The organism is Aequorivita aurantiaca, assembly GCF_030410135.1.
Taxonomy (GTDB): Bacteria; Bacteroidota; Bacteroidia; order Flavobacteriales; family Flavobacteriaceae; genus Aequorivita; species Aequorivita aurantiaca.
The window spans coordinates 39,808-64,703 of record NZ_JAUGQQ010000006.1 but is presented as its reverse complement, the minus strand read 5'-3'; the positions used below and the strand labels follow the sequence as shown (position 1 = coordinate 64,703).

The 24,896-nt window shown below is 39.3% G+C and carries 22 protein-coding genes; 13 read left to right on the top strand and 9 right to left on the bottom strand.

The genetic code is table 11. The annotated features are described in order from the left end of the window. Positions 1-63 precede the first annotated feature (63 nt). From QRD02_RS10175 to QRD02_RS10150, 6 genes are all read left to right on the top strand, one after another. The gene (locus tag QRD02_RS10175) at positions 64-3,000 is read left to right on the top strand and encodes a tetratricopeptide repeat protein (RefSeq protein ID WP_290254840.1); all 2,937 of its coding nucleotides are present in this window, start codon (positions 64-66) and stop codon (positions 2,998-3,000) included. A gap of 121 nt (positions 3,001-3,121) precedes the next feature. Further along, entirely contained in the window at positions 3,122-3,271 is a 150-nt protein-coding gene (locus QRD02_RS10170) for a hypothetical protein (RefSeq protein ID WP_290254839.1), read from the top strand. Positions 3,272-3,275: 4 nt separating this feature from the next. Next, positions 3,276-4,574 (top strand): OmpA family protein, encoded by a 1,299-nt coding sequence (locus tag QRD02_RS10165; RefSeq protein WP_290254838.1) that lies wholly within the window; start codon positions 3,276-3,278, stop codon positions 4,572-4,574. A 10-nt stretch (positions 4,575-4,584) separates the two neighbouring features. Further along, positions 4,585-5,304 (top strand): hypothetical protein, encoded by a 720-nt coding sequence (locus tag QRD02_RS10160; protein ID WP_290254837.1) that lies wholly within the window; start codon positions 4,585-4,587, stop codon positions 5,302-5,304. Between the two features lie 30 nt (positions 5,305-5,334). Then, on the top strand, positions 5,335-6,021 hold the full coding sequence (locus QRD02_RS10155) for a TapB family protein (protein ID WP_290254836.1): 687 nt from the start codon (positions 5,335-5,337) through the stop codon (positions 6,019-6,021). Positions 6,022-6,083: 62 nt separating this feature from the next. Continuing rightward, positions 6,084-6,779 carry a TapB family protein gene (locus QRD02_RS10150; protein WP_290254834.1) on the top strand — a complete coding sequence of 232 codons (696 nt, stop codon included), beginning with the start codon at positions 6,084-6,086 and terminating at the stop codon, positions 6,777-6,779. Positions 6,780-6,965: 186 nt separating this feature from the next. Here QRD02_RS10150 and QRD02_RS10145 read toward each other — a convergent pair whose 3' ends face one another. Genes QRD02_RS10145 through QRD02_RS10130 form a run of 4 tightly spaced genes read right to left on the bottom strand, consistent with a single transcriptional unit; the run spans position 6,966 to position 12,671 of the window. Then, the gene (locus QRD02_RS10145; RefSeq protein WP_290254833.1) at positions 6,966-10,154 is read right to left on the bottom strand and encodes a choice-of-anchor B family protein; all 3,189 of its coding nucleotides are present in this window, start codon (positions 10,152-10,154) and stop codon (positions 6,966-6,968) included. A gap of 35 nt (positions 10,155-10,189) precedes the next feature. After that, a complete protein-coding gene (locus QRD02_RS10140; RefSeq protein ID WP_290254832.1) occupies positions 10,190-10,993 on the bottom strand; it encodes a phage tail-like protein in 804 nt (267 codons plus the stop codon). An 8-nt stretch (positions 10,994-11,001) separates the two neighbouring features. Continuing rightward, positions 11,002-11,814: a phage tail-like protein gene (locus QRD02_RS10135; RefSeq protein ID WP_290254831.1), complete on the bottom strand. Its 813-nt coding sequence runs from the start codon at positions 11,812-11,814 to the stop codon at positions 11,002-11,004. Positions 11,815-11,852: 38 nt separating this feature from the next. Continuing rightward, on the bottom strand, positions 11,853-12,671 hold the full coding sequence (locus tag QRD02_RS10130; protein WP_290254830.1) for a phage tail-like protein: 819 nt from the start codon (positions 12,669-12,671) through the stop codon (positions 11,853-11,855). A gap of 235 nt (positions 12,672-12,906) precedes the next feature. Between QRD02_RS10130 and QRD02_RS10125 the strand changes: the two genes are divergently transcribed. The 3 genes from QRD02_RS10125 (at position 12,907) to hemL (ending at position 16,025) form a co-directional block, all read left to right on the top strand. Beyond that, entirely contained in the window at positions 12,907-13,821 is a 915-nt protein-coding gene (locus tag QRD02_RS10125) for a 1-aminocyclopropane-1-carboxylate deaminase/D-cysteine desulfhydrase (RefSeq protein ID WP_290254829.1), read from the top strand. A 1-nt stretch (position 13,822) separates the two neighbouring features. Further along, positions 13,823-14,659 carry a glucosaminidase domain-containing protein gene (locus tag QRD02_RS10120; protein WP_290254828.1) on the top strand — a complete coding sequence of 279 codons (837 nt, stop codon included), beginning with the start codon at positions 13,823-13,825 and terminating at the stop codon, positions 14,657-14,659. A gap of 76 nt (positions 14,660-14,735) precedes the next feature. Continuing rightward, the gene (gene hemL, locus QRD02_RS10115; RefSeq protein WP_290254827.1) at positions 14,736-16,025 is read left to right on the top strand and encodes a glutamate-1-semialdehyde 2,1-aminomutase; all 1,290 of its coding nucleotides are present in this window, start codon (positions 14,736-14,738) and stop codon (positions 16,023-16,025) included. Between the two features lie 118 nt (positions 16,026-16,143). On the opposite strand, the gene QRD02_RS10110 is transcribed toward hemL, so the two are convergent. The 4 genes from QRD02_RS10110 to lysS all read right to left on the bottom strand — a co-directional run bounded on the left by QRD02_RS10110 (position 16,144) and on the right by lysS (position 19,948). Then, a complete protein-coding gene (locus tag QRD02_RS10110) occupies positions 16,144-16,467 on the bottom strand; it encodes a hypothetical protein (protein WP_290254826.1) in 324 nt (107 codons plus the stop codon). Positions 16,468-16,569: 102 nt separating this feature from the next. Beyond that, complete coding sequence (locus tag QRD02_RS10105; RefSeq protein WP_290254825.1) at positions 16,570-16,989, bottom strand: DUF4890 domain-containing protein; 420 nt, start codon at positions 16,987-16,989, stop codon at positions 16,570-16,572. Positions 16,990-17,316: 327 nt separating this feature from the next. Next, positions 17,317-18,039: a hypothetical protein gene (locus QRD02_RS10100; protein WP_290254824.1), complete on the bottom strand. Its 723-nt coding sequence runs from the start codon at positions 18,037-18,039 to the stop codon at positions 17,317-17,319. 217 nt (positions 18,040-18,256) lie between these two features. Continuing rightward, positions 18,257-19,948, bottom strand: a complete 1,692-nt coding sequence (gene lysS, locus QRD02_RS10095) for a lysine--tRNA ligase (RefSeq protein ID WP_290254823.1) — start codon at positions 19,946-19,948, stop codon at positions 18,257-18,259. A gap of 137 nt (positions 19,949-20,085) precedes the next feature. Between lysS and QRD02_RS10090 the strand changes: the two genes are divergently transcribed. Genes QRD02_RS10090 through QRD02_RS10080 form a run of 3 tightly spaced genes read left to right on the top strand, consistent with a single transcriptional unit; the run spans position 20,086 to position 21,564 of the window. Next, positions 20,086-20,244 (top strand): YqaE/Pmp3 family membrane protein, encoded by a 159-nt coding sequence (locus QRD02_RS10090; protein WP_290254822.1) that lies wholly within the window; start codon positions 20,086-20,088, stop codon positions 20,242-20,244. Between the two features lie 5 nt (positions 20,245-20,249). After that, positions 20,250-20,984, top strand: coding sequence for a hypothetical protein (locus QRD02_RS10085; protein WP_290254821.1), 735 nt, complete (start codon positions 20,250-20,252; stop codon positions 20,982-20,984). A gap of 43 nt (positions 20,985-21,027) precedes the next feature. Continuing rightward, positions 21,028-21,564, top strand: a complete 537-nt coding sequence (locus QRD02_RS10080; protein WP_290254820.1) for a hypothetical protein — start codon at positions 21,028-21,030, stop codon at positions 21,562-21,564. A gap of 115 nt (positions 21,565-21,679) precedes the next feature. Here the strand turns inward: QRD02_RS10080 and QRD02_RS10075 are convergent, their stop codons facing one another. Then, on the bottom strand, positions 21,680-23,926 hold the full coding sequence (locus QRD02_RS10075; protein ID WP_290254819.1) for a zinc-dependent metalloprotease: 2,247 nt from the start codon (positions 23,924-23,926) through the stop codon (positions 21,680-21,682). Positions 23,927-24,111: 185 nt separating this feature from the next. Here QRD02_RS10075 and lipB point away from each other — a divergent pair, with 185 nt between their 5' ends. Continuing rightward, positions 24,112-24,855 (top strand): lipoyl(octanoyl) transferase LipB, encoded by a 744-nt coding sequence (gene lipB / locus QRD02_RS10070; RefSeq protein WP_290254818.1) that lies wholly within the window; start codon positions 24,112-24,114, stop codon positions 24,853-24,855. Positions 24,856-24,896 lie beyond the last annotated feature (41 nt).

Sequence of the window (24,896 nt, the reverse complement as noted above, 5' to 3'; positions counted from 1 at the left end):
AGAAAAGGGTAGGCTCAAGTATTTTAATTAAATTTAATATACAAACCAACTTTCTAATAATTTATGAGAGCCCTTCTCTCAATAGTACTATTGCTTATAGCGACGACCGCTATTGGCCAAACCGCTTCACAGGACAAAAAACCCACGCCGGAGGATTCCATTACGCTTAGTTTCTATACAACCAAAGCCTCCCAAACCATAAATGCCTATCCTGACAGTGCTTTGTTTTATATAAAGCAATTGAAAAAATTCAGTGCGGAAAAAAGTTATTTGAGCAGTCTTACCAATGCGGATTATTTAAAGGCACATTATTTTCGTCGTATACAAAAACCAGATTCGGCAATTTATTACTTCCAAAAGCAGATAGCGGCGGCAAAAAAAATTGATTATTTCCGAGGGATGGCACAAGGCTATAACGGGCTTTGCCGAACGTATTCGCTACTTGGCGAAATAGATAAATCAATAGCTGCGGGAAATAAAGCTATTGAGTTTTCACAGAAATTTGAAGATACGGGAAATTTAATTTTGGCCGACACCCAAAATGCGCTTGCCATAGCCTATTCGCGTCAAAATAAAATGGAAGAGGCCATTAACCGCTTGCTTTTGGTGGATTCCATCCATAAAAAGGAACCAATTCGGGAAGATATTATTGCGGCAGCCTATCAAAGTTTGGGAAATATCTATCTTGAACTAAAAGAGTATGATGCCGCGGAAAAATATTACCTAAAAGCAAACAAGGAATTCGAAAAAATGCCTGGCCCCGGTAGCTTTTATTTTAATACCACAAACGTATTTTTGGGCCAAGTGTACTATCACAAAGGCGAAAACAAAAAGGCAGAAAATATATTGGCCACCGCCCTTGTTTTTTTCGAAAAAATAAATGATGAAAGAACTGTTAGCGAAATAGCAAACTATCTTGGGCTGATAAATTTGGAATACGGTAATCTTGACAAAGCCGAAACCTATTTCCAGAATTCTCTGGCATTTCAAAAGAAAAATGGATATTTTTTGGAAGCTGCCCAATCTGCGCTGCAAATGGGAGGACTGTATATTGATAAAGGACAGGCCACCGAGGCTATTAAATTTCTGGAAAACGCCCTAACCTATAATCGCGAAATTAAAAACGGGACCATCAACCAAAAAGCCCATTTATTGCTGGCAGATGCGTATGCGCTTCAGGGAAATTACAAAGCGGCTTTTTACAATTCAGAAATTGCAAAAAATATAAATGATTCCATCCAACAGGTGCAAAGTGCCGCAAAAATCAAGGAAATTGAAGGCATCTACCAAACCGAAAGTAGGGATCGGGAAATTGCCTTGCTGACTACCCAGAATCAACTGGCAGAGCAACAGAAAATCAACCAAAGGAATAGTTTATTGGCAATAGTTTTTTTGGTAACCTTTGGGGGAATTTTTCTATTCTTCCAATTGCGAAACCGAAAAAAAACAAACCTTAAATTACAGGAATTGGACACTGCAAAAAGCACCTTCTTTGCGAACATATCTCATGAATTTCGAACTCCGCTAACCCTGATTAATGGACCGATTGAAGACCAACTTGCTTCGAAAAACCTGTCTGTTGCCGAAACCAAAAATTTAAAATCTGCCCTCCGTAATACCCAACGATTGAAAGATTTGGTGGATCAACTTTTAGCGTTGGCGAAGCTGGAAAGTGGGGTTTTAAAATTGAATATACAACGCGCCAATGTGCCGAAATTTCTAGTTGCACAGACCGAAGCCTTTCATTTTAGCTGCAAAGAAAAACATATTGAATTTGCTGTGTCCGTAACTATTGATGAAAAGGAAGATTGGTTTGACCAGGACATTTTGGAAAAAATTATTTATAATTTAATGGGTAATGCCATAAAATATACACCCGAAAAAGGGTTTATAAAGCTCAACGGAAAAAGAGTGGGAAATAAATATGAAATTTCCGTAACCAATTCCGGCGAATTTATTCCCCGGGAACTGCAGCAAAAAATATTTCAACGTTTTTATCAATCCAATCACAAGAACCCCGGAGCCGGTATTGGATTGGCCCTCACAAAAGAGTTGGTTGAAATACATAAGGGAAATATTTTATTGCGGAGCGAGGAAAGTGGAATAAATGAATTTACAGTTACAATTCCCGTAAAAAGAGCGGAGTTCGACACCTCACAGATAGTCACCGAAAACACAACAATTGAACATTTCGATTCTGGTCCTGTTGCAGAAATGATAGTTGAAAAAGAATTTATCCTGCCTGAGGACGCACCGGTTATTTTGGTTATTGATGACAATAAGGATATTCGCGATTATGTGAGTTCTATTTTCGAAACGACTTTTGCCGTGCATACTGCCATAAACGGAAAAGAAGGGTTTACCGCCGCCATTGACCTTATTCCAGATATTGTGATTAGTGATGTGATGATGCCCGAGGAAGATGGCTTTACGCTCACAAAACATTTAAAGGATCATCAACTAACATCACACATCCCGGTTATTTTACTCACCGCCAAATCACAGATAACCTCCAAACTGGAAGCAATGGGGATTGGCGCAGATGCCTATGTTACCAAACCCTTTAACAGTCAGCTTCTAAAAGCAACGGTTGAAAATTTAATTGAAAACCGAAGAAAACTACAGCAGCGTTTTGCACAGGAAGCCATTTTAATAGCAAAGGATATTGCCATTTCCTCGGAAGACGAAAAGTTTTTGGAAAAACTTCAAAAAGTTTTGGATGAACATATGACCGAGCCAGATTTTTCTGCCGAATCCTTCAGCAGCGCAATGGGCGTAAGCAGAATGCAACTTTACCGAAAACTGAAAGCGCTAACAGGTCAATCCTCCTCGGAATTTTTGCGTTCACAACGGTTGAAGTTGGCAGCGGCATTATTAAAAACTAACAAGATTTCCATTTCTGAAGTTGGCTATTCTGTTGGCTTTAATGATCCCTCCTATTTCACAAAATGTTTCAAACAGGAATTTGGCTGTTCTCCCTCCGAATATATTTCGAACTAAATTTTCCATCCCAAAAGGCCGTAAACAAAGGCTTGTTACATCTGTTATAGTTTTGGTTACATTATTTACATGTACTCCATTCTCACCATTTTAACTTTGCTTCATCCTTCTTTCCCCATTAATGAATAAAAGAAAACAATATTCCGGTAGCCTGGGGATTGTACCGGGAAAGCAGATTTATTTGAACATCAATAATCTGGCAAAGGGAATATATACTCTAAAAATAATGCTCAATAATAAAGTGATAAAAGAAGTAACCTTTAAAAAATAAATAGATGAAAACAATTTTAACAGTTATAATGTTAGGAATGGCCGGTTTATGCCAAGCACAATTTCTAGAGAAGTTGGGAGAAAGAGCCACAAACGCAGTGGAACGCACTGTGGAAAGACGCGTAGAAAAAGAAACCACAAAAAGCACCGATCGAGTGTTGGACACTATTGTTGATGCGCCGAAGAAATCAAAAAAGGAACAGAAAAAAAATCGCAAAAAAGATAAAAACGACAACGGCTTTATAATAGGCGGCTCAGAAAATACGGAAACAGCCAATCCAGGAACCAATTCGCAGAATACCCCCAGCGTATATTCCAATTTTGATTTTGAACCGGGTAACGTAGCCATATTTGAGGATAATTTTTCAAGAGATAACGATGGTGATTTTCCCGCAAAATGGGATACAAACGGAAGTGGTGAAATTGTAACGGTAAATGGTGAAAAATGGTTCCGACTTGCCAATAATTCCATGTTTATTCCAATTACAGCACACAATCTTCCAGAAAATTATACTATAGAATTTGATCTTTTAACTACGGGAATTGATAACAAAACCAGCTCACAAGCAATGGTTACATTGTTTCTTTCTGATAATAACAAATATGAAAAAGGCAGAAATTGGAGTATGGTCGAGTTGACGCCCTGCCAATTTATAGGAAATATAGGTGCTTTAGAAAAAGTAGTGGACGGGAAACGGGAATTTAGAAATCAAATAGGAAAAGATTACAGAAATACCATCAATGGAAAATCAAGAGTTTCCATTGCCATTAATAAAACCCGGATGCGCGTTTGGCTCAATGACAATAAAATTGTGGATGTGCCAAGACTAGTGCCAGAAGGGATTACGAGTTTTAAAATAGGCACAAGAGGTTTAAGAGATGACCGAGCCCTTGATGAAATACATATCAGCAATTTCAGAATGGCAAAAAGCAGCCAAGACAATCGCAGCAAATTGGTTACAGAGGGCAAGCTTTCCACCAATGCTATTCTTTTCAACACAGGTTCGGCCACCATAAAAAGCGGTAGTGAAGCTATTCTAAAAGAAGTAGGCGAAGCAATGCAAAGCGTGCCGGATATGCGCATTATGATCATCGGCCACACCGATGCCGAGGGCAGTGCGGATAGCAACCAAAAACTTTCACAGGAACGCGCAAAATCTGTCCGGGCGGCGCTTGTAAATCAATATGGAATAGACATGGGAAGAATTCAAACCGACGGTAAGGGAGAAGCAAACCCAGTTGCGGACAATAATAGTACTTCGGGAAAAGAGCAAAACCGAAGAGTAGAATTTATTAAACTTTAAAAAAATAAAGATGAAAACAACAAAATTAATTCTATCCATTCTCATTATTCTTGGCACAATGGGTTGCAATAAAGACGATGACAGCAACCCGCCAGAGGAATTGGAAATAAGTCCGATACCCATAGCCATTAATTTCACCACGGGTGCTGGGGAATCGGGTTCATACGAATTTGAATATAACGATATAAACCAAATCACAAAGATCGTCAAGACCTTTACGGCAGGAATAACTACGGAAATGTATGAATATAACGTTGGAAATAAATTAAAAAAATTGACACGTATCACCCCTACCTATACTGAAGAAGCCGTCATAAATTATAATGCTGAAGGAAAGATAGTGAACCTTGACGTTGGTGCCTACATTATAACTGTTACCGAAACGCCCACGGGTTTTGAAACAAATATTGACGGCGAACTCAATCTGTATTTCAGTGAGGAAAATCAAATTAAGGAAATTTCCAATAGTTCATATGCCTGCATCTTTACCTCAAATACGACCATTGGAGGACCTTTCAGAAATGTGAACGTTGATAGGGTTTTTTATTTGCTGAACTTGTATGAACTCTATATTTATTCAGAGGATGCACTTGTACATATTTCAAATTATTTTTTGGTGCCAAGTATTATATGTATCCCAGTGGAAAACGAAAATGGATTGGTAGGTTCCAACCAAATAATTTTCGAACCCGCAGAACCGTCAGTAACAGTTAATTATTCCTATCAATAAATGATATTAAACATTAAAATATTGAATACCATGAAAAAATTAATCACCATTTTTCTCTTACACCTCGTTGCATCGGGTGTAGTAGCACAGAACGATTGCGGAAAATATTATCCTTTTTCTGAGGGTGCCAAATTCCAAATTACTACATATGATAAAAAAGATCGGGTTAGTGGTGTAATTGACTATACGGTTTTGGATATCAAAAATGTAGGTTCCGATAAAATTGGAACCGTAAATGCCATAATCAGTGATGACAGGGGAAAGGAAATCGTACAAACGTCATATAACGTTATTTGCGGTGGGAATAAAATTGCCATAGAAGGAAAATCCCTAATGAATCCTCAAATTTTTCAGCAGTTCGGCAATATGGAATATACCATAAACGGAACTGATGTTGAATGGCCAAACACACTTGCTATGGGCCAAACGCTTAAAGATGCAAATATGGATATGAAAATAGACATGGGTGGCATCAAGATGCATATGGAAATGGCAATGACAGAAAGAAAAGTAATGGGCACAGAAACCGTAACTACGCCCGCCGGAACTTTTGAATGTTTCGTAATTACCTACATCATGGATCTAAAAATGGGAATGAAGGAACAATCAACCGCAAAACAATGGATCGCGGAAAAAGTGGGAATGGTAAAATCTGAAAATTACGATAAAAAAGGCAATGTTATAAGCACCAGCCTGTTGACTAAATTCAGCAATTGATATTACCTTTCATTTTATAATTAGTCACATTGGTGTTCGATAATAAAACTAAACAAATAAACATGAAAGCATTTATTTCAGTAGTAATGGTAGCATTTATCTCGGTAGTCGCTGTTTCACAAACCTGCACAGCAATGTTCCCCATGGAACTGGGAGTAAAGTTTCAACACTCAAACTATAAAGGTGACGGAACCTTGGAAACAATTGTGGACGCAACCGTAACCAATGTAAGTACTGCCAGCGGAAGCGTAAATGCCCAAGTTGAATTAGTTGGGAACTTAGTAAGCACCGGCTCTATATATAATACCACAATGGAAGTAAAATGCAATGGGGATGTAACATATATGGATCCATCAGAAAATATGCCTCCTGGAATGATTGACCAATTTATAAATGAATATAATGGAAGAATAGAAAAAAGTGCGCTGGAGCTTCCATATAACTTACAGCTAGGCGATGAATTATCCGATTCTTATTTCGAGGTCTTCGCAACCGTTAGTGGAATGGAAATAAATCTATCGTCGCAAACCTATGGCAGAAAAGTAACAGCAAAAGAAAATGTGGAAACGCTCGCAGGAAATTTTGAATGCTTTCTTATTGAATCTACGACCCATCTCCGCATGGATCCAAATATGATTCCCCCTTCCACAACTACACAAAAACACTGGGTTGCCAGAGGAGTGGGCACCGTAAAAATTGAGAACTATAAAGATGGAAATTTAGAGAATTATGTAGAATTGACCGGTTTTCGAAGATAGTTTTCTGATTACGACTAATTTATGCTCCTTTTTTATTATATAAGTAATGTAAAAAATGACGAGTAACCTATTGCCGTTGGCATTTTTCTATTATCGAACATTGCTTCAGCAGTAACTTTTGAAGAATAAAAAAAGACCGCTGGAAAGCGGTCTTTCTAAGGTTAAGCTAGAATTGATTGTGGGGAATTATTGTTTGATTATCTGTTTAGTAACGGAACCAAAATCCGTGCTAATTTTCACGAAGTAAATGGCGCTTTGTAAAGTGCTTATATCCACCCTGAAATTTGAATTGTTTGATATATTGAGATGTTTTAATCGTCGTCCGCTAAGGTCATAAATTTCCACGCCGCTTAAATGGGCCTCCGGCGAAACTATATTTAGAAAATTATTTGCGGGATTAGGAAATATAGCCACTTTATCCAATGCCGTAGCAACGTCACCCAAAATTTCGTTACTTCTAAAAAGCACCGTAAATCGGTTGTTGTAAGTTCCTTTTCCTACTTTGAAGATATAATTTTGTTGTGATAGATTAGTTGTTATGTCGAGTTCATTATCAACTAAGAAAACGGTAACATCACTAAATGCTGGACCTTGCATATCTTTGATTGATATTGCGTATTCGAGATTTTCGTCCAATAAGCTGGAGAATCCCATGAGCACTTTTGCACCATCCTGAAAAGTCTCACGGCTTTGGATACCCAATTCCTTGCTTCCGTCTTCAAAATGTGTGTAAAGGGAAAGCACTGTTGCTAATCTACGGCTGTCATAACCTTGATCCATCCCTGAGGTAGCTAGTTGAGAAAATCCTATTAGGGTATTATTTTGCATTTGGTATTGTTCGTTTTTTACCTGGATCCAAATTCTGTTATTGCCATCTACCATCGGACGGGTTGCAGTATTATTATTTCCGGTTACTCTCATGCTGTTAGAAAATGCGGCAACTCCTGCTGCGGTTGCTTTTATTCCGAAACCTTGCCCCGTTGAAATATACCCGCTAGGTTCGGTTTGAGTGGGATCAGATGGCGCGGGAGTTCCGCCCAAAAGGTTGTACATTGAAATATCTTCCATACTAAAATTCATAGTATATGCACCTGGCAACAAGGGACTTGGGGGCGTGTTTGGATTCCAAAAATACACCTCATCAACCATGGAATTCGCATTGATAAAATCGACTGCACTAATAGCGGAAGCATAAGGATTTGCCAAAACATTCGGACTACTGTTTCTATTTCCGTTATAAATTACGTTGAAATCAATATTTCCCGTATTTAAAGTGCCTAGTTCAAATGTCATGTCGTAGGTTTTGTTGCCATCATTTCCATTTAATTGGGGACGAGCGATATAACCTTCGCCCGGATTTATACTTCCGGTATAGCTCGTCCAGTTGTCATAATTGTCATCGGCAAAGTTTTCAGCACTCGGAAACTGAGCGGCGACGTCGGGATTCGGAAGAAAATTTTCTGTTAAGTGGTTTAGGAACATATAGGAATTTCCGAAGGCACCATCACGAGTTTCAGTTGTCATCGGACTTCCTGCAACAATAAACACCCTTGGCACCATATAGGGGGTAGTGTAATTTACATTTATGACTCCGTTATTGGATACTTGCGCGGTATTATAGGTCTGTACCACGCTACCTTGATGTTCGACTATAAGATTGCCGTTTACTGCAATATTTTTTGTTACACTTAAATAGTCTTCGGCTGCAACGGTAAGAGTTCTGTTCGCATCTATCTCACAGGAACAGGCGTCAATATTTCCTTTGGTGGCCGTGTTGTAATTTTGGCTGATGCGGGCATTGGATCCTGGCCCCGGGGTGCCGTTGTTCCAAGCGCCGCTTATATAACGTGTTGTGGGCGCCACCACGGTAACTGTTGCAGTACAGGAAGCCTTATTGGCGTAATCATCTTCAACGGTAAGAGTAACATTAAATGTTTGCCCCACATCTTTACATGTAAAAGTGGTTTGTCCTGCGGTAATGGTTCTTTTTGTTATTCCAAAATTATCGTTTGAACCATTATCTATATTTGCTGCGGTGATGGTAACGCTCCCGGTATTTTTATCTAAGGTGGCTGTGTAGTTTTGGCAACTAGCGTTTGGCGGAGTGTTGTCATAATTTGGATCTTTTATAACGAACAGACCTCCATCTCCATCTATATTTCCATTGCCGAAACCTGTGGCTATAATATTACCACTTTCAAAAAATGGATAAACGTTCCACGTACCGTTGAAAGCAGCGCTATTGTTAGTTGGATAACAGTCAAAATAATTTATTTCTGCCATAGATGGATTTTGATTGTAAAGACCATCAACTTTCATAATCCGAAGGCCTGCGGCATAATTGGCAAGATAGTATCTGTTCCCTCTAACATAGCCGTTGTGGTCTATTGCCGCGGTGGCTCCATAGTGGGTGTAAGCTAAATACGGATTGTCTAAATCCTCTACATTGAAAACTAAAGTGCGTGTATTAAAACCAATATTTTCCTCGTCCACCTCATCCCCGGCAATGAAGAACTTTTTGTCTTCAGTGAACCAGCCTTGGTGTGTATAATATTTATTGGAATAGGTTATAGAAGAAATGACAACAGGATTTGTTTTATCGGTAAAATCAATAATATTCACTTTATTATTCCCACTGAAAGCTCCAACCATTATTTCACGACCTTGATAATTTGGATCCGGACCGTCATAAATTACCACTTCGGCATCGTGGCAATAACCTTGACTCGGATATAATTTTACAATTACCGGATCGTTTGGAATACCATTATTGTTATTGTCCAGTTTTACAACTATTGGCCCCCCACTATTAAAGCCCGGAGAACCAAGAATATATGCATAGCCCGAGGCTTCATTTATAACAATGTTATGAGCGCTACCTTTTCTATTACTTCCGGAGCCGTCCCAAAACAAATTCCCGTCTGTTTGGGTTTTGGTAAATGTTATTGCGGGGTTACCTGAAAGCGTTCTTAATCTTCTAAGGTCAAAAATCTGCATCCCGTGGTTTCCATTTGCATCGCTTACAATAAAGGCATGATTTTTATAAACTTTCACATCCCGCCAGAGACTACTGCCAACATGAGTATTCAATCTTGCAAGATATTTCGGGCTTGTGGGATTGCTAATATCAACGAAAGCAGTACCATTGTCCAATGCTATGATTGCATATTCTTTTCCGCTTTGAGGATCAGTCCAGCCCCAAGAATCTTGGGACTCCTTAGCGCCCATGGTGGAGGAGGAAATATAGCTTTGTAAAGTAAGCCCATTGCAGGGATAGCTTTTACCACCCACCGTTGCAAAACCGTTAATACAGGGGGTTTGTGCAATTGTGATAAAGTAGCACATTCCTAAAATTAGGAGTAGATTTTTTTTCATAGGTTTTTTAAAATAAATATTTCAATCTTATTTTTTTATTCTTTAATGTATGTAAATTCGACACTACACGGTATTCCTATACCGACTACCCCCGATATATTACTATTGTAATCATTTGTATTTGATACTTGGAGGTCCATCTGTAGTCTAAAATTATAGGTTTGCCCGGCTCTAAGATTAACATATAAAATTAATGATGAATCATGACGGAATTTATTGAAATTTTGGCTTGTAGTGTTATTCCTAATTGAATATGAATGAGTGTATATATCGTAATTACTACCATTGAATGAGAAACGGAAATAACCTTCTTGTGTAGCCATTCTTACGCTTTCACTTCCGCTAGGATTTCTTACTTGTCCTGCGCCAAAATTAAAATTGGCCTCAATCCTATATGTTCCTGTATATTTTGCAGTAAAAGATGTGCCATTTCCCAACCCCGGAATATCTACAAAACTACCATTTAAGGGAACCAAAAAGTCTAATTGGTTCTGTTCAAACAATGCCGAATGTTCTATAATAAACTGGGGAATCCATTTGGTTCCATTATAGGCATAAACACCTGGGTATACATCATGATCACCTGTGCTTGTTGTGCTAGTATTATAAACAACTGTTCCAGCCACAAGATTTCCTCCGTTGGGGTTTATTACTGGAGCCTGCTGGTTTGTTTTATTTAAAGCAACCCGAGGAAAAACTAAGCCCTGGTTAATACTTTCAAGATCTAACATTCCTTCCGGTGTTGCCGTACCAATACCAATTTGGGCATAACCTATAGTTGTGGAAATTAACCATAAGAAGACGCTACCTTGGATAAACATTCGAATGCTTTTCATCATTTTGTGCTTTAGTTTGCTGGTGTGTAATCTTCTATATAAGTAAATTCTATTGAACAAGGAATGTCTTTACCTACATAACCCCTACCTGCGCCTGAATTTCCACTATCAAAAAAGGCAGGAGCCGGGGATTGGGTAAATCGTAAATTAAAATAGTAATCGGTGGCCGCAATTAAATCTGTATAAATAACGAAATACGATTCTTTCCAAACTCCTTCATAGAATATTATTGTTCCAGTGGATTCATCATAGGTTGAAATTGATTTAACATTCAAGGCATGATTTTCTCCATTGAATGAAAAATTAAATGTTCCATCTTGATAGGCTGCATTGTCGTTGCCCGCTACGGGGGAATTTATTCTTCCTGCACCAAAATTCACCCTAACCTCTATCCTATAAAATCCATTGTATTTTGTTCTAAAAAATTTATTGGCGATCAGGCCTAAATTTGGAACGTCTTGATTATTTAAGTCGGACTCGGATCTTAATACAGTTGAAGATTGAAAGAATATCTCCGATTGGCGTTTACTGAATTGTGGAATCCACTTTGTTCCATTCCACATATAGGTGCCGGGATAAACACTCTGCGTTCCGGAATTATTCAAATTATTATTAAATACAACTGTTCCGGGTACCAAGGCTCCTGTATTGGGATTCAATACGGGGGCCTGTAAGTTTGTAGCTGTAAGGGCAACCACTGGATATACAACTCCCGAATTTGAACTATTTATATCGAGTGCACCTCTTGGGTTATTGGTTCCTATTCCAACCTGACCTAAGGCCGTACTGGAAATCAGTAATAAAAAATATTTATAGAGCCTCATTTTTTAGTTGATTTATTCCGTTGTTATGTATTTGTAATCTATTCATCTATATATATAAATTCCACCGAGCATGGAATATCATAACCAACATAACCCGCCCCTCCTGCCAATTCGCCAGTAGTATCCCCATTTCCATCAAAATTTGGCGCCGGTAATTGATCAAATTGAAGTCTAAAATTATAGTTTTGTCCGGCCACAAGATTTCTGTAAAGAATAAAAGAATGTTGCTCCCATATCAAAAAGTAATCTTGCCCACTATTACTACCGGAGCGGGTGGAATATGCCCTTGCGGGAATTACATGGTTATCTCCGGCAAATCGAAATCGGAAATTGCCTTCCTGGGTCAACGCTCTAAAATCGCCGCTCACCGTTCTTGGTGATCCTGCCCCATAGTTCATACTCACTTCAATTTTGTACCATCCCGAATAAACCGGTGTAAAATTCCGACTTCCCAAGTTTCCGAGATCTATATAATCATCGCTAGATTTAGACCTATAACCCAGAGGGTCTTGCTTGTATATTTGTATATCCTTCTTTGTGAATTGATTTATCCACCTATTGCCATCCCATACATAAATTCCGGGATATACATCATTAATTCCGTTAGCAGTAGAGTTTGTATTATAAATTGTAGTACCAGCCGGAATTGTCCCTCCTCGTGGATTGATTGCAGGCGCCATAACATTAGTAGCGGTTAGCGCTAACCGGGGTAGTACAACTCCGTGAACGCTACTATTGATTTCCAGGATCCCATTTGGGGTGGTGGTGTTTATTCCCACTTGCGCGTGAAAAATACCAGGGGTTAAGAAAATTGCGACCGTAAAATACGGCCACAGCGTAGGTAATTTTATTTTCATGATTTGGGGTTAGGTTGAAAATATGATACAATATTAAACGATAAATTCGATAAAAAGCAATTTTTATAGATAAAAAGTTAAGATATTTTATGTCTAAACAATTTATTATCAGTCAATTCTTACATATTTTAATATTTTTTTAAGAAAATTCTTATAGTTTATAAAATGGCCGATAATTTTCAGTTTTCCTTTCAAATTAATAAACCAACTCAATGCCTTTAATTATTTTTGCCGTATGAATTTAAATGTGCTATCCAACATTGAATCGGTAGACTTATCCCCCTTCGGCCTCAGGAATTTGTCACTTCATATAAAACGTGATGACCTGCTTCACCCTATTATCTCGGGCAATAAATTCAGAAAACTGAAATATAATCTTATAGCGGCCAAGAATCAAAATCAGCATACGCTGCTCACCTTTGGCGGTGCATATTCAAACCATATCGCCGCTGTCGCCGCTGCGGGTAAGGAATCAGGGTTTAAAACTATAGGCATTATTCGCGGCGAGGAAATTCAAGATAAACTTTCAACAAATCCTACGCTCCAGTTTGCCAAAAAATGCGGTATGGAGCTTCATTTTATATCCCGGGAAGAGTATAAACTGAAAAATGACGAAGCATATCTTCATAAATTAAAAATAAAATTCGGCGATTGCTATCTCCTTCCTGAAGGCGGCACCAATGCTCTGGCTGTAAAGGGCTGTGAGGAAATTTTAGGCGAATGTGAAAAATCAATGGATTATGTATGTGTACCCGTAGGCACCGGGGGCACCATGGCCGGACTGGTAAAAGCATCCAATGAAAACCAAAGCATTCTCGGTTTTTCAGCTTTGAAGGGGGATTTTCTAACTTCCGAAATTAAAAAATACACCGCTAAAACAAATTTTAAAATTACCGATGCGTACAGTTTTGGTGGCTATGGCAAAATAGATATCGAATTGATACGTTTCATTAATGAGTTTAAGAAAAAAACTGGTATTCCATTGGATCCAATCTATACCGGAAAAATGATGTTTGGCATTTTGGACTTACTTAAAAACGGATATTTCAAGGAAAATAGCCGTATTTTTGCAATCCATACAGGCGGTCTGCAAGGCATTGCCGGTATGAACCAGAAATTGAAAAAGAAAAACCTACCCATAATTGAATAAAATGATCGGCCGAATATTTACGTTACTTCTTCTTTGTACAATCTGTTTTTCAAGTTGCAAATCAAAAAAAACTGCAGTTAAATACAAAAGAAAACCATCTACCGAAAGAGTTGTTAAGGTAAAACAACCCATTGAAGAAAAGGATACCAAAGCAGAAGAGCCCGAAGTTGTTGTTGTTCCCGTAAACATTTCCTATAGTGAGCGAGTTGCCAATTATATAGCAGAATATGGCGAAATTGCAAAAGAAGAAATGCTTCAGTATGGAATCCCGGCCAGCATCACCCTTGCTCAAGGCATTTTGGAAAGCGGTGCGGGAGCAGGAGAACTTACGCTAAAAGCAAATAACCATTTCGGTATTAAATGCCACACCGGTTGGGAAGGAGACAGTGTTTACCACGACGACGATGAGCACGGGGAATGTTTTAGAAAATACAAAGACCCAAAATATTCGTACCGCGACCATTCCTTATTTTTAACACAACGCAGTCGCTATCAAGATTTGTTCAAACTTGCAAAAGATGATTACAAAGGTTGGGCAAAAGGCTTGCGGAAAGCGGGTTATGCGACGGATCCCAAATATCCGGAAAAACTAATTAGCATTATCGAAAGATATAATTTGGAGGCTTTTGACGATGCCGTACTTGGCAAAAAAGTTAATCCTATAAATCCCGACGATTCTAAAATAGGTACTTATTCCGTGAGGGCGGGGGACACGTTATACAGTATTTCAAGACGCTTCAACCTTACGGTTGAAACCCTTAAAGGTTATAATGGTTTGAAGAACAATGATATTTCGGTCGGTCAGCTTTTATATCTGCATCCCGTAAAAAATCAGTAGAAATAATTTCTTCGCTATCGTCCTTTTTTATTATAATCGTTTCCCTTGAATTATTACAAATTTTTCAAATATTACTATGAATTACCAAAGAAGTAGCGCCCTTTTTACGGAGGCGCAAAAAGTTATTCCTGGAGGTGTAAATTCCCCAGTCCGAGCGTTCAAAGCCGTTGGCGGCACACCCATTTTTGTTGAAAAAGCGAAAGGAGCATATCTAGTTGATGTAGATGGCAATAAATTGATTGATTACATAAATTCATGGGGTCCCATGATTTTAGGCCACGCTTTTGACCCGGTTGTGAATGCCGTTATTGAAAAAGCGCAAAAAGGTACTTCTTTCGGAATGCCTACCGAAATTGAGACGGAAATTGCCGCACTAGCGGTTTCAATGGTTCCGAATATTGATAAAATACGCTTTGTGAATAGTGGAACGGAGGCTTGTATGAGTGCAGTACGTTTAGCTCGTGGATTTACGGGGAAGGATAAAATTATAAAATTTGCGGGCTGTTATCACGGTCATAGCGATTCCTTCTTAATTCAAGCTGGAAGTGGCGCCGTTACTTTCGGAACCCCAAATAGCCCGGGCGTTACCGAAGGAACTGCGAAAGATACACTTTTAGCCACCTACAACGATTTAGAAAATGTGGCAGAAGTTATTCTCGCCAATAAAAATGAAATAGCCTGTATCATTCTTGAACCGGTTGCCGGAAATATGGGCTGCATCCCTCCTGCTGAAGGTTTTTTGCAGGGTTTGCGAAAACTTTGTGATGACAATGGTATTCTTTTAATTTTTGATGAAGTTATGACAGGGTTTCGGCTTGCCGCCGGCGGTGCGCAGGAATTGTTTGGCGTACGTGCCGATATTGTTACTTTCGGAAAAGTGATAGGCGGCGGTCTTCCGGTAGGTGCCTTTGCGGCGAGAGCTGAAATTATGGATTATTTGGCGCCCATTGGTCCGGTTTACCAGGCTGGGACCTTAAGCGGAAATCCATTGGCGATGGCCGCTGGTCTGGCCATGTTGAAAGAATTGAATGATAATAGAGAAATTTTCAATTCAATAAATAGAAAGACGGAATATCTTCATAAGGGTATGGATGAAGTGTTTTCTTCAGAAAATGTGAAATACACGATAAACCGGATTGGCTCCATGATTTCGGTGCATTTTTCTGATGAACCTGTTATTAATTTCGCTTCTGCTGCTGATGCCAACAACGAGAATTTCAAAATATTCTTTCACGGAATGCTTAATGAAGGAATTTATATCGCCCCTAGTGCCTTTGAAACTTGGTTTATTTGTGATGCTTTAAGTTATGAAGATCTGGATGCTACTATTGCGGCTTGTGGTAAGGTAGCGAAGACTCTTAAATAAAGCCTTTACCGGAAATGGCGAAAAGAAGTCAGATACGAACCAAAGAAAATTTTTTATAAACAAAAAAAGGCCCTTTCTAAATTTAGAAAGGGCCTCGATTTTCAAATATAATTAATCACTAATTATTCGTTTTTAGCCATTGGGCATATTGATCTGCACTCAAGGTTTTTTTCATTGATGCCTGAAGCTGGTCATCCAGTTTTTTCTTTTCTGCAGGGTTATCGGCATTTTTTTGGTAGCCAACTTGCTTTGCAACAAGCGCTCTAAATACGGCACGGCTTTGGTCTCCATTAAGGCCCAGGGCATCCGTTAATTGTGCCGTTTCAGCTTTTGCTATTACCTCTGGCCTTGTTTTATCCTGTGACAACTCTTGGGCAGAACTTGATTGAACGCCCATAAAAAGGGCGGCTACAAATGCAAATACTGTTAGTACGTTTTTCATCTTTGTTGAATTTTAGTTTTAAGGTTACTAATGTAACCAATTTGTATATAATTGAAACAATAACTGCACCAAAAGAATGAAATTTAAGAATATTTTATAGTCTTATTTTTTGCCTTGATGCTGCCTGGCCTTGTGCTTTCCGTGTTTTTTGCTTCTGGCCTGCTCCCATTTCGTTAACTGTTCCTCGGTTAAAATTTGTTTCATCTCTTTTTTCATTGCGATGCGCCGATCTAGCATTGCGCTTTTTGCTTCGTATTTTTGTGTGTCGGTCATTTCCTTCCAGTTGGTGGGCCGTTGGGGTTTTTCGTTTTCAGATTTTAGGATGATTTGTTTTACTTGTTGCTGCTGTGTTGGGGTGAGGTCTAAAACCAGGGTCATTTGCTTGGACTTTAGGTCGGCTTTTTGTTCGGGGGTGTAATTTGGTTTTGCTTCTGTCCGGTTTTCTTTTTTGCCGGCTGGCTTGTTCTGGGCGCTCATTGCAAATGTTGCGAGGGCCATAAGGATTATAACTACTTTTTTCATGTTTTTGTTTTTAAATGTTGAACATTGGTAGGACGCTGGAAATTGCAATAGGTTTAATTTTGGTTGTTGGTTGTTGGTTGTTGGTTCTGGAGATGGGAATGTGAATTTTGGGGAGTGGAGTGTGATTTGCGGGGTGGGGAATGTGATTTTCGGGGTGGGGAATGTGATTTGTGGGGAGGGTAATGTGATTTGCGGGGAGGGTAATGTGATTTGCGGGGAGGGTAATGTAATTTGTGGGAAGGGAAATGTGATTTGTGGGGAGGTGTTTGGGAGTTTGGTGACGGGTTCTGCAAAAATTAACTGGGGAGTTGTTTGTTGCTTGCCGTTTTATGGTCTTATTATAACGAACTTGAGCCTTACGAGTGCGTCATAATAGGGTTTGGCGGGAAGGCCGAGGGATTTTACATAGTTTTTTATGAAGCGCATCAATTCCAGCACGTTTGGATGGTTGTAATAGAGGGTGCTGTTTCTGGCGGCACGGGCTGTAATGAGCTGATGGCTGGAGCCGCGAAGGGTATCTCTTAGGGTCTCGAGCTGTGCGGTGTAGGTTTCCAGTGATGTGGTTTTAATTTCATCTTCATTGGGGGCGTATTCTGGGAAGGCCTCCAGCTGGGCGATGAGGGTGTTGAAGTTTGCGACCTTGCTATCATAACTTTGCTGACTGTTTGAGATTGTGTGGTCATTACCTTCTTCTGGGTTTTTAGGGGCTTTTCTTTTGTCTCCCCGGATTTTGCGCACTTGGGCGGCTATGTTGTCTATTTCATTCTGGGGTACGTTTAGGGACTTGAAGTAGTTGAGGATTTTTGTAGCTTTTTTGTCCATCTGTTCCATGGCGTTTTCATTGTCTGCCACATCTGCTCTGTAGGTTGCAATTTTGGTGTCTAGTGTGTTCATCTCTAGGGTTAGCGTGTCCTTAATTGGGGCTAGGTTTTCCAGGGTGATTAATGTGTTTGTGGGATTGTACATGGGTCCCATTTCTTCTAGGATTGTGTAGGCTGCGCTAAAGTTTGCGACATTTTTTTTGTGACCTACTTCTGACTTTGATGCCATAGTTTTAAGGGTTTAAAGATTAATATGTTTAAAATTAAACTATTATTGGTTGTAGGAAATACGTGTTTGCACGTATTTATATAATAAATGATTACTTACATTTAGTCCAAACATGAAATACGTGATGTACGTTTTACAGAATGAAATTATAATTAATATTTAAAAAAAAAGGAACTGTTGTAGAACAGTTCCTTTTTTTTTAAAACTAAATGATTTATTATAAAACCGCCACCATCAAAACCTCATCAGTCTTTTCAACCTTAGCAACTTTTGAAGCCGTCAAGCCTTTTATAGCCTTATCCCACTTTTTGTTGCTTAAGCCGCTTTGGGTTTTTAGTTCTTCCAAAGCAATAGGTGCGTTTGCTTTTAAAAGTGTGTAAACCGTTTTTTCATCTTCGGTCATTTCTACCTTTTTCTTTTCAGGGCGCATTTGCGGGAAGAAAAGTACTTCCTGTATGGAAGGATTATTTGTTAAAAACATAATTAAACGATCCATCCCTATACCCATACCGCTGGTTGGGGGCATTCCGTATTCCAGCGCTCGAAGGAAATCGTAATCTATAAATGCCGTTGCTTCGTCATCGCCTCTATCTGCAAGTTTTAATTGCGCTTCAAAACGTTCGCGTTGGTCTATGGGATCGTTCAACTCGCTGTATGCATTTGCTATTTCCTTGCCGCAGACCATTAATTCAAAACGTTCCGTTAGTTCTGGATTGTCGCGGTGTTCTTTACATAGCGGACTCATTTCTTTTGGGTAATCTGTGATAAAGGTTGGCTGAATGTAGTTGCCTTCACACTTTTCGCCAAAAATCTCATCGATCAATTTTCCTTTGCCCATGGTTTCATCTACCGGAATTTTCATGTCCATGGCCGCCTTTCGAATTTCATCCTCAGTCTTGCCGGTAATATCAAAACCGGTGAAATGCTTAATGGATTCGGCCATTGTTACTCTTGGATATGGCGCTTTAAAATCTATTTGGTGTTCACCAAAAGTTGCTTTTGAAGTTCCGTTTACTTGTATTGCGCAGAATTCCAGCAATTGTTCGCAGAAATCCATCATCCAGTTGTAATCTTTATAGGAAACGTAAATTTCCATGGCGGTAAATTCTGGATTATGGGTGCGGTCCATCCCTTCGTTTCGGAAGTTTTTGGAGAATTCATACACACCGTCAAAACCGCCTACTATAAGTCTTTTCAGATATAACTCATTTGCAATTCGCATATATAGGGGAATGTCCAAGGAGTTGTGGTGGGTTATAAATGGCCGCGCCGCTGCACCGCCGGGAATTGGCTGCAGTACTGGGGTTTCCACCTCGAAATAGCCATGTTCGTTAAAAAAGGTTCGCATGGCGTTGAAAAGTTTGGTTCGCTTTACGAAAATTTCCTTTACGTGAGGGTTTACCACCAAATCTGCGTAGCGTTGGCGGTAGCGCTGTTCAGGGTCGGTAAAGGCATCGTGTACTTTTCCTTCGGCATCAACGCGCGGTTGGGGCAAAGGTTTTAAAGCTTTGCTCAAGAGGGTGAAATTCTTCACCATTATGGTTTTTTCACCTACTTGGGTTTTGAAAAGTTCGCCTATAATGCCTATGAAATCGCCTATATCGAGTAGTTTTTTATAGACATCGTTGTAATGGCTTTTGTCTTCGCCTGTGCATATTTCGTCCCGATTAAAATATACCTGAATGCGACCGTCTGCATCCTGAAGTTCTGCGAATGATGCTGGCCCCTGGATTCTGCGGGACATTAATCGTCCGGCTACCACTACCTTTTTTCCTTCCTCAAAATTCTCCTTTATCTTTTTTGAAGTGTTGTTTACAGGGTATAAATCTGCGGGATAGGGGTTTATTCCACGCTCGCGCAGTTGGTTTAGTTTTTCTCTTCGGATGATTTCCAGTTCAGACAGTTGCATAAATTATGTATAAAAATAAGTTCGCAAAGATAGGGAAATGATTTGCGAAGTGCGATTTAGGTTTCGGATTTACGCAGTGCATTCAGCGAAAAAACTATGGTAAAAAATAAAAAATTTTAATCGTAGATTTGCTTTCTATGAGTATATGGAACGTTCTGCTTGCTATTCTTTTTCCACCGCTCGCCGTTATTGGCAAGGGTTGTGGTTCTGTGTTAATTGTTTTTATTCTTACCGTTTGTGGATGGGTTCCAGGCGTAATTGCCGCATTAATAATCTTAAATAACCCTAATCGTTGATTTTTATGAAAGTAAAATTATTTTTCCTCTGCACGCTTGCACTTAGCTTTGTTGGCTGCCACTTTACAGAAACTATGGTGTTGAACCCGGACGGTAGCGGCACAATATCTGTTGAAGCGAATATGAATGAAATGATGGCATTTGGTGGCGCCGGAATGGCAGATTCAATGTTCGTGAAAATGGATACTATTATTTATATGAAAAAGTTTCTGGAGGAAAAGAAAGATAGCATTGCGAAACTTCCAGCCAGCGAACAACAGAAACTAAAGAAAATGGAGAAGTTCAATTTACATATAAAAATGGACACGGAAAATTCTGAAATGATTTATGATATTTCTACTAATTTCAAAAATATAAGCGAAGCGAACGATATCGTAAACGGCATTGAACAAATTGATAAGATGATGCCAAATGACCCCAACTCTGAAACGAAAAAAGAAGACACCCCAGAAGTGTTTGGCGTTAATTATACCTTTGACAAAGGAATTTTTAAACGAGATGCCTATATAAAAAATGAAAAGCTGCACCAACAAGAGGTTGATAGCCTGCAGCAGGCCGAGGCTTTTATGGCTAGTTCTGATTATACTTTGAAATATACCTTTCCGCGAAAAATTAAAAAAGTTTCCACTCCAGATGCGGTTATTTCGGAAGATAAAAAAAGCCTCACCCTGCAAAGGCCCTTTTTGGATTATTATAAAAATCCGGATGTGCTGGATTTGGAAGTGGTATTGGAGAAGTAATTGGGAAAATTATAATTTCAACTTAATAATATACATACATGTTATGAAAGCACTTTATTTTTTAATTCCGATGTTTATGATTGGCTCGTGCAAAACGCAGCCGGTTACTGTAACTTCAACCGACAATGTGAGCATGGGCCCGATTGACACGGCTTCCTCCGACTGCCCGGAAGATGGCAAATGCACAGTTGAAGTGCAACCCAATATGAACCTGCAAATTAAGGAAGATGGCACGGGCGCACTATACCCAGAAATGGTGACCGGTGAAAATAGTGTGGTGGTTTACACTTTTTTAAGAGAAGGCCCTCCGGGAACGGCAGACGGCAACTATTCGGAAACCATTCATATTGAAATTCCGGCGGACACCCAAAAACTGAGCAAGGAAAATGCAGCATTAGGCGATGTGAAAGTGCTTTACGGAAAACACTGTTTTTGTAAAGGAGAAGCAGGTTATTACCCTGTAACCGATGGCAAACTTACCATCAATAGAAATAGATTGGGACTGGTTATTGACCTTAAGTTTAAGATAAACAAAACCAGCCAAGTAATAACACATATTTCCGAAGTGGTGAGGCTTTAATTTGATTAAAGTTTTACCGGCAGGTCAACAATTATTTATTCAAAAAAAGAGAAAAGATCAGGAATCAATCCTGTCTTTTCTCTTTATTCATTTTAAAGTACTTTTAAATTTCTACTTAATTCACAACTACCTTTTTGGTGGTTACTTTGTTGCCATTCTTCACAACAAGGAAGTACATTCCGCTTTCAACGTAATTGTAGTCCAATTGTTTGCTGAAGGTGCTTGAAGCATTTACCTCATCAAAAGTGGATTGACCGATAATTCTACCTCTTAAGTCGTAAAGAGAGATTTCCACATTATCATTAGAGGCTGGCTTAAAGGTAAGGTTGAAAGTTCCGTTTGATGGGTTTGGGTAAACCGCAAAATTATCAAAACTGAACTCCTCAACACCTACTGTTCCAGTAATTGTAACAACGCCATTATTTAAATCATAAAAGATGTTGTTTGACGAAATAACCATAAACCTACCAGTGGTAGTATTAAGGTTGGGCACGTCGATAACCGCACTTCCGTTATTCGGTACATTCAAAGCGATGGTTATAGGATAGGTTTGTCCACCGTCTGTTGAAAATAGAATATCAACCAATGGGCTATCTACGGGAGCTACATCGGTTCCAGCAACATCCCAAGTAATGGTTTCTGTTGTTTGGGTTACCCAAGTAGTAGCGGTGTTCTGCGAAGTAATCACAAAAGGACCTGCGGTTGCATCAGTAGTAACGAACATATCATCTCTTGCCGAAGAACCTCCTATTGCCGCATTATCACGAACTGTATATCTAAAACGCATGGATCTTGCAACTTGTGGCACAACTTCCCAAGTGGATTGCGTGTTTCCAGCTAATACTGTATTTAGTGCAGGCATATATCTTTCTGGTGTAGGTGATGGATCAATAGACCTAAAAGCCGGGCCAATAGTTGAGGTATTTTGCGGTGGCATTGGGGCTATTTGACTATCCAATTGCTCCCACATGTGAGAAAGCAAATCGCTTACATTTGGATCTGTAGCTATACCTCTTAGAATAAATGGTGTTCCCTTTGGAATTGTTCTATCAGGTCCCGCATCTGCAGTGGGAGGTAAATTATTTGTTGGGCTTTGAGCCGCACATTGACTTTGGCCATTTTTAATATTGGTCCACATTTCCTGAATGCTTATTCCATGAAAATAGTCATCACTATTGTTTTGAACGTTAGGAGCGCAAATTCCCGCATATGCCATAATTGTGGAACCACTTCCAGGCTCAAAAGCTGTAGAACCATTTCGGTTATTTCCACAGGAATTATTAAATGTATGGTTAGCGCCATATTGGTGGCCCATTTCGTGGGCTACGTAATCGATATCAAAAGAATCGCCAATTGGATTTGGAAGCCCGGTTACACCGCGCGCTTTATTACCGGGAACGCAGGGAACGCGAAGTCCGGCAATTCCACCACCACCAGTACTGAATACGTGGCCTATATCATAATTTGCAGTCCCTATAATATTGTCGCAAGTTGTTTGGTTTTGCCCAAGCATTGTTCCGCCATTATTGTTGGTATAAGGATCTGTGGCGGCGTTAAGAAAAATGATATCGGTGTTATTGGCAACAATAACCATCGTCAACGCAACATCTCTTTCGTAAACTCCATTCACACGAGTCATTGTAGTATTCATCGCACTAAGAACGGCAGCCTTTTTAACAGGGTCCGGAGCAGATGGGTCTACACCTTGCAAGGTTAAATGGCGCTGGGCATATTCTCCCGTACAGGCCAAAGCAAGACGAAAGGTTCTTAACGTACCATCGTTTGCATTTCTGTTTTCATCCGGCATGTCGATAATTTCATTATCCTCTGTATAACAAACAAAATCCTGCGTAGTTACCGGTAAGCTATTTCGGTTATAGGAAATATAGAAATCTTTATCGCTTGTGTAAGGATCAATATAGATTGTTGAATAATTTGGTGAAGAAATCATTACATGAACTCCCATACTTGAAACGCTGAAGCGTGCAATTGCAGAAGCATCATCAATACCTTGTGCTACGTATGAGCGTGTATTTGGGTGCTGCGCTTGAAGGGCAGGCTCCATCACTGAGGCCTCATACGTACGGAATCGTTGTATTGTTCCATTATTGGTTGGGAGCTCAACAATTACATTGGATGAACCAGAAAATCTTTCAGGCGCACGGCTCAAAAGACTTTTAAGGTTTACTGTATTAAGCTTAAAAAGATTAAATTCTTGCGGCATACTGTTTCTGTATGCTTTTTGTCGGGTTTGCGTTTCCGATGGCGAAGCCTTCGTCCATAACGCATTCTGCGCATGTAGCCCAAAGCTTAAAAGCATAAGGAATACCATCAGAAGGGGTTTAAAGGTACTTTTTTTCATTTTTGTTGTAATTTATTTGAATGTTTAGAATTGTAAAGATAATAGACTTAAGGAAATTAAGGAATTTTTAAGATGTTAACTTTTACGAAGCCTTGAAAAAATCTGTTTAAAATATAAATCATCATTCATTATATAGGAAGTTCTGAATGGCCTTATCTTTGACATCTTCAAAAAACAGGAAAACGTTGGGCAAATTCTTACAGGTAGTGGACTTGGGTCAAAAAGACTATAAAGAAACTTGGGATCTTCAAGAATCGCTATTTCAAAATATTCTGCAAATAAAAAGCACGAACCGTAAAAATGATTTGGCCGAAACTACTCCAAATTATTTTCTCTTTGTAGAGCATCCGCACGTTTATACCCTCGGAAAAAGCGGACATATTGAAAATTTGCTCATTTCCGAAGAAAGGCTGAAAACCATCAATGCCAAATTCTATAAAATAAACCGCGGAGGCGATATAACCTATCACGGCCCCGGCCAGATTGTTGGTTATCCTATTCTGGATTTGGAGAATTTTTTTACAGATATTCACAAATACCTCCGTTTTTTGGAAGAAATGATCATTCGCACTTTAGCCGAATATGGCTTAAAAGCGGAACGAAGCAACGGAGAAACTGGCGTTTGGCTGGATGTGGGCACACCCTTCGCCCGCAAAATTTGCGCTCTTGGGGTACGGGCGAGTCGTTGGGTGACCATGCACGGTTTCGCACTGAACGTAAATACGGATCTCGGTTATTTTGATAATATGATTCCATGTGGAATTAAAGGAAAAGCGGTTACTTCATTGAATGTGGAACTGGGAAAAACTGAAATTTCCGTCGACGATGTAAAAGAAAAATTATTGAAACATTTTCTTATTCTTTTTGAGGCCGAAGTACAATCCACAGAAGTAATCCATACGGAACAGATTCCTAATTTATTCCTTTAAAAAGAAAAAAAACGCCCTCACTATTTAACAGCTAAAAAAAC

Bases quoted from the DNA above. Each gene is read 5' to 3' on its own strand.
- QRD02_RS10150 (WP_290254834.1), top strand. From the start codon at position 6,084: ATGAAAGCATTTATTTCAGTAGTAATGGTAGCATTTATCTCGGTAGTC.
- QRD02_RS10125 (WP_290254829.1), top strand. From the start codon at position 12,907: ATGAATTTAAATGTGCTATCCAACATTGAATCGGTAGACTTATCCCCC.
- QRD02_RS10100 (WP_290254824.1), bottom strand. From the start codon at position 18,039: ATGGCATCAAAGTCAGAAGTAGGTCACAAAAAAAATGTCGCAAACTTT.
- QRD02_RS10080 (WP_290254820.1), top strand. From the start codon at position 21,028: ATGAAAGCACTTTATTTTTTAATTCCGATGTTTATGATTGGCTCGTGC.
- lysS (WP_290254823.1), bottom strand. From the start codon at position 19,948: ATGCAACTGTCTGAACTGGAAATCATCCGAAGAGAAAAACTAAACCAA.
- QRD02_RS10140 (WP_290254832.1), bottom strand. From the start codon at position 10,993: ATGATGAAAAGCATTCGAATGTTTATCCAAGGTAGCGTCTTCTTATGG.
- QRD02_RS10165 (WP_290254838.1), top strand. From the start codon at position 3,276: ATGAAAACAATTTTAACAGTTATAATGTTAGGAATGGCCGGTTTATGC.
- QRD02_RS10120 (WP_290254828.1), top strand. From the start codon at position 13,823: ATGATCGGCCGAATATTTACGTTACTTCTTCTTTGTACAATCTGTTTT.
- QRD02_RS10135 (WP_290254831.1), bottom strand. From the start codon at position 11,814: ATGAGGCTCTATAAATATTTTTTATTACTGATTTCCAGTACGGCCTTA.
- QRD02_RS10085 (WP_290254821.1), top strand. From the start codon at position 20,250: ATGAAAGTAAAATTATTTTTCCTCTGCACGCTTGCACTTAGCTTTGTT.
- QRD02_RS10160 (WP_290254837.1), top strand. From the start codon at position 4,585: ATGAAAACAACAAAATTAATTCTATCCATTCTCATTATTCTTGGCACA.
- QRD02_RS10170 (WP_290254839.1), top strand. From the start codon at position 3,122: ATGAATAAAAGAAAACAATATTCCGGTAGCCTGGGGATTGTACCGGGA.
- hemL (WP_290254827.1), top strand. From the start codon at position 14,736: ATGAATTACCAAAGAAGTAGCGCCCTTTTTACGGAGGCGCAAAAAGTT.
- QRD02_RS10075 (WP_290254819.1), bottom strand. From the start codon at position 23,926: ATGAAAAAAAGTACCTTTAAACCCCTTCTGATGGTATTCCTTATGCTT.
- QRD02_RS10155 (WP_290254836.1), top strand. From the start codon at position 5,335: ATGAAAAAATTAATCACCATTTTTCTCTTACACCTCGTTGCATCGGGT.
- QRD02_RS10090 (WP_290254822.1), top strand. From the start codon at position 20,086: ATGAGTATATGGAACGTTCTGCTTGCTATTCTTTTTCCACCGCTCGCC.
- QRD02_RS10105 (WP_290254825.1), bottom strand. From the start codon at position 16,989: ATGAAAAAAGTAGTTATAATCCTTATGGCCCTCGCAACATTTGCAATG.
- QRD02_RS10175 (WP_290254840.1), top strand. From the start codon at position 64: ATGAGAGCCCTTCTCTCAATAGTACTATTGCTTATAGCGACGACCGCT.
- QRD02_RS10145 (WP_290254833.1), bottom strand. From the start codon at position 10,154: ATGAAAAAAAATCTACTCCTAATTTTAGGAATGTGCTACTTTATCACA.
- QRD02_RS10130 (WP_290254830.1), bottom strand. From the start codon at position 12,671: ATGAAAATAAAATTACCTACGCTGTGGCCGTATTTTACGGTCGCAATT.
- QRD02_RS10110 (WP_290254826.1), bottom strand. From the start codon at position 16,467: ATGAAAAACGTACTAACAGTATTTGCATTTGTAGCCGCCCTTTTTATG.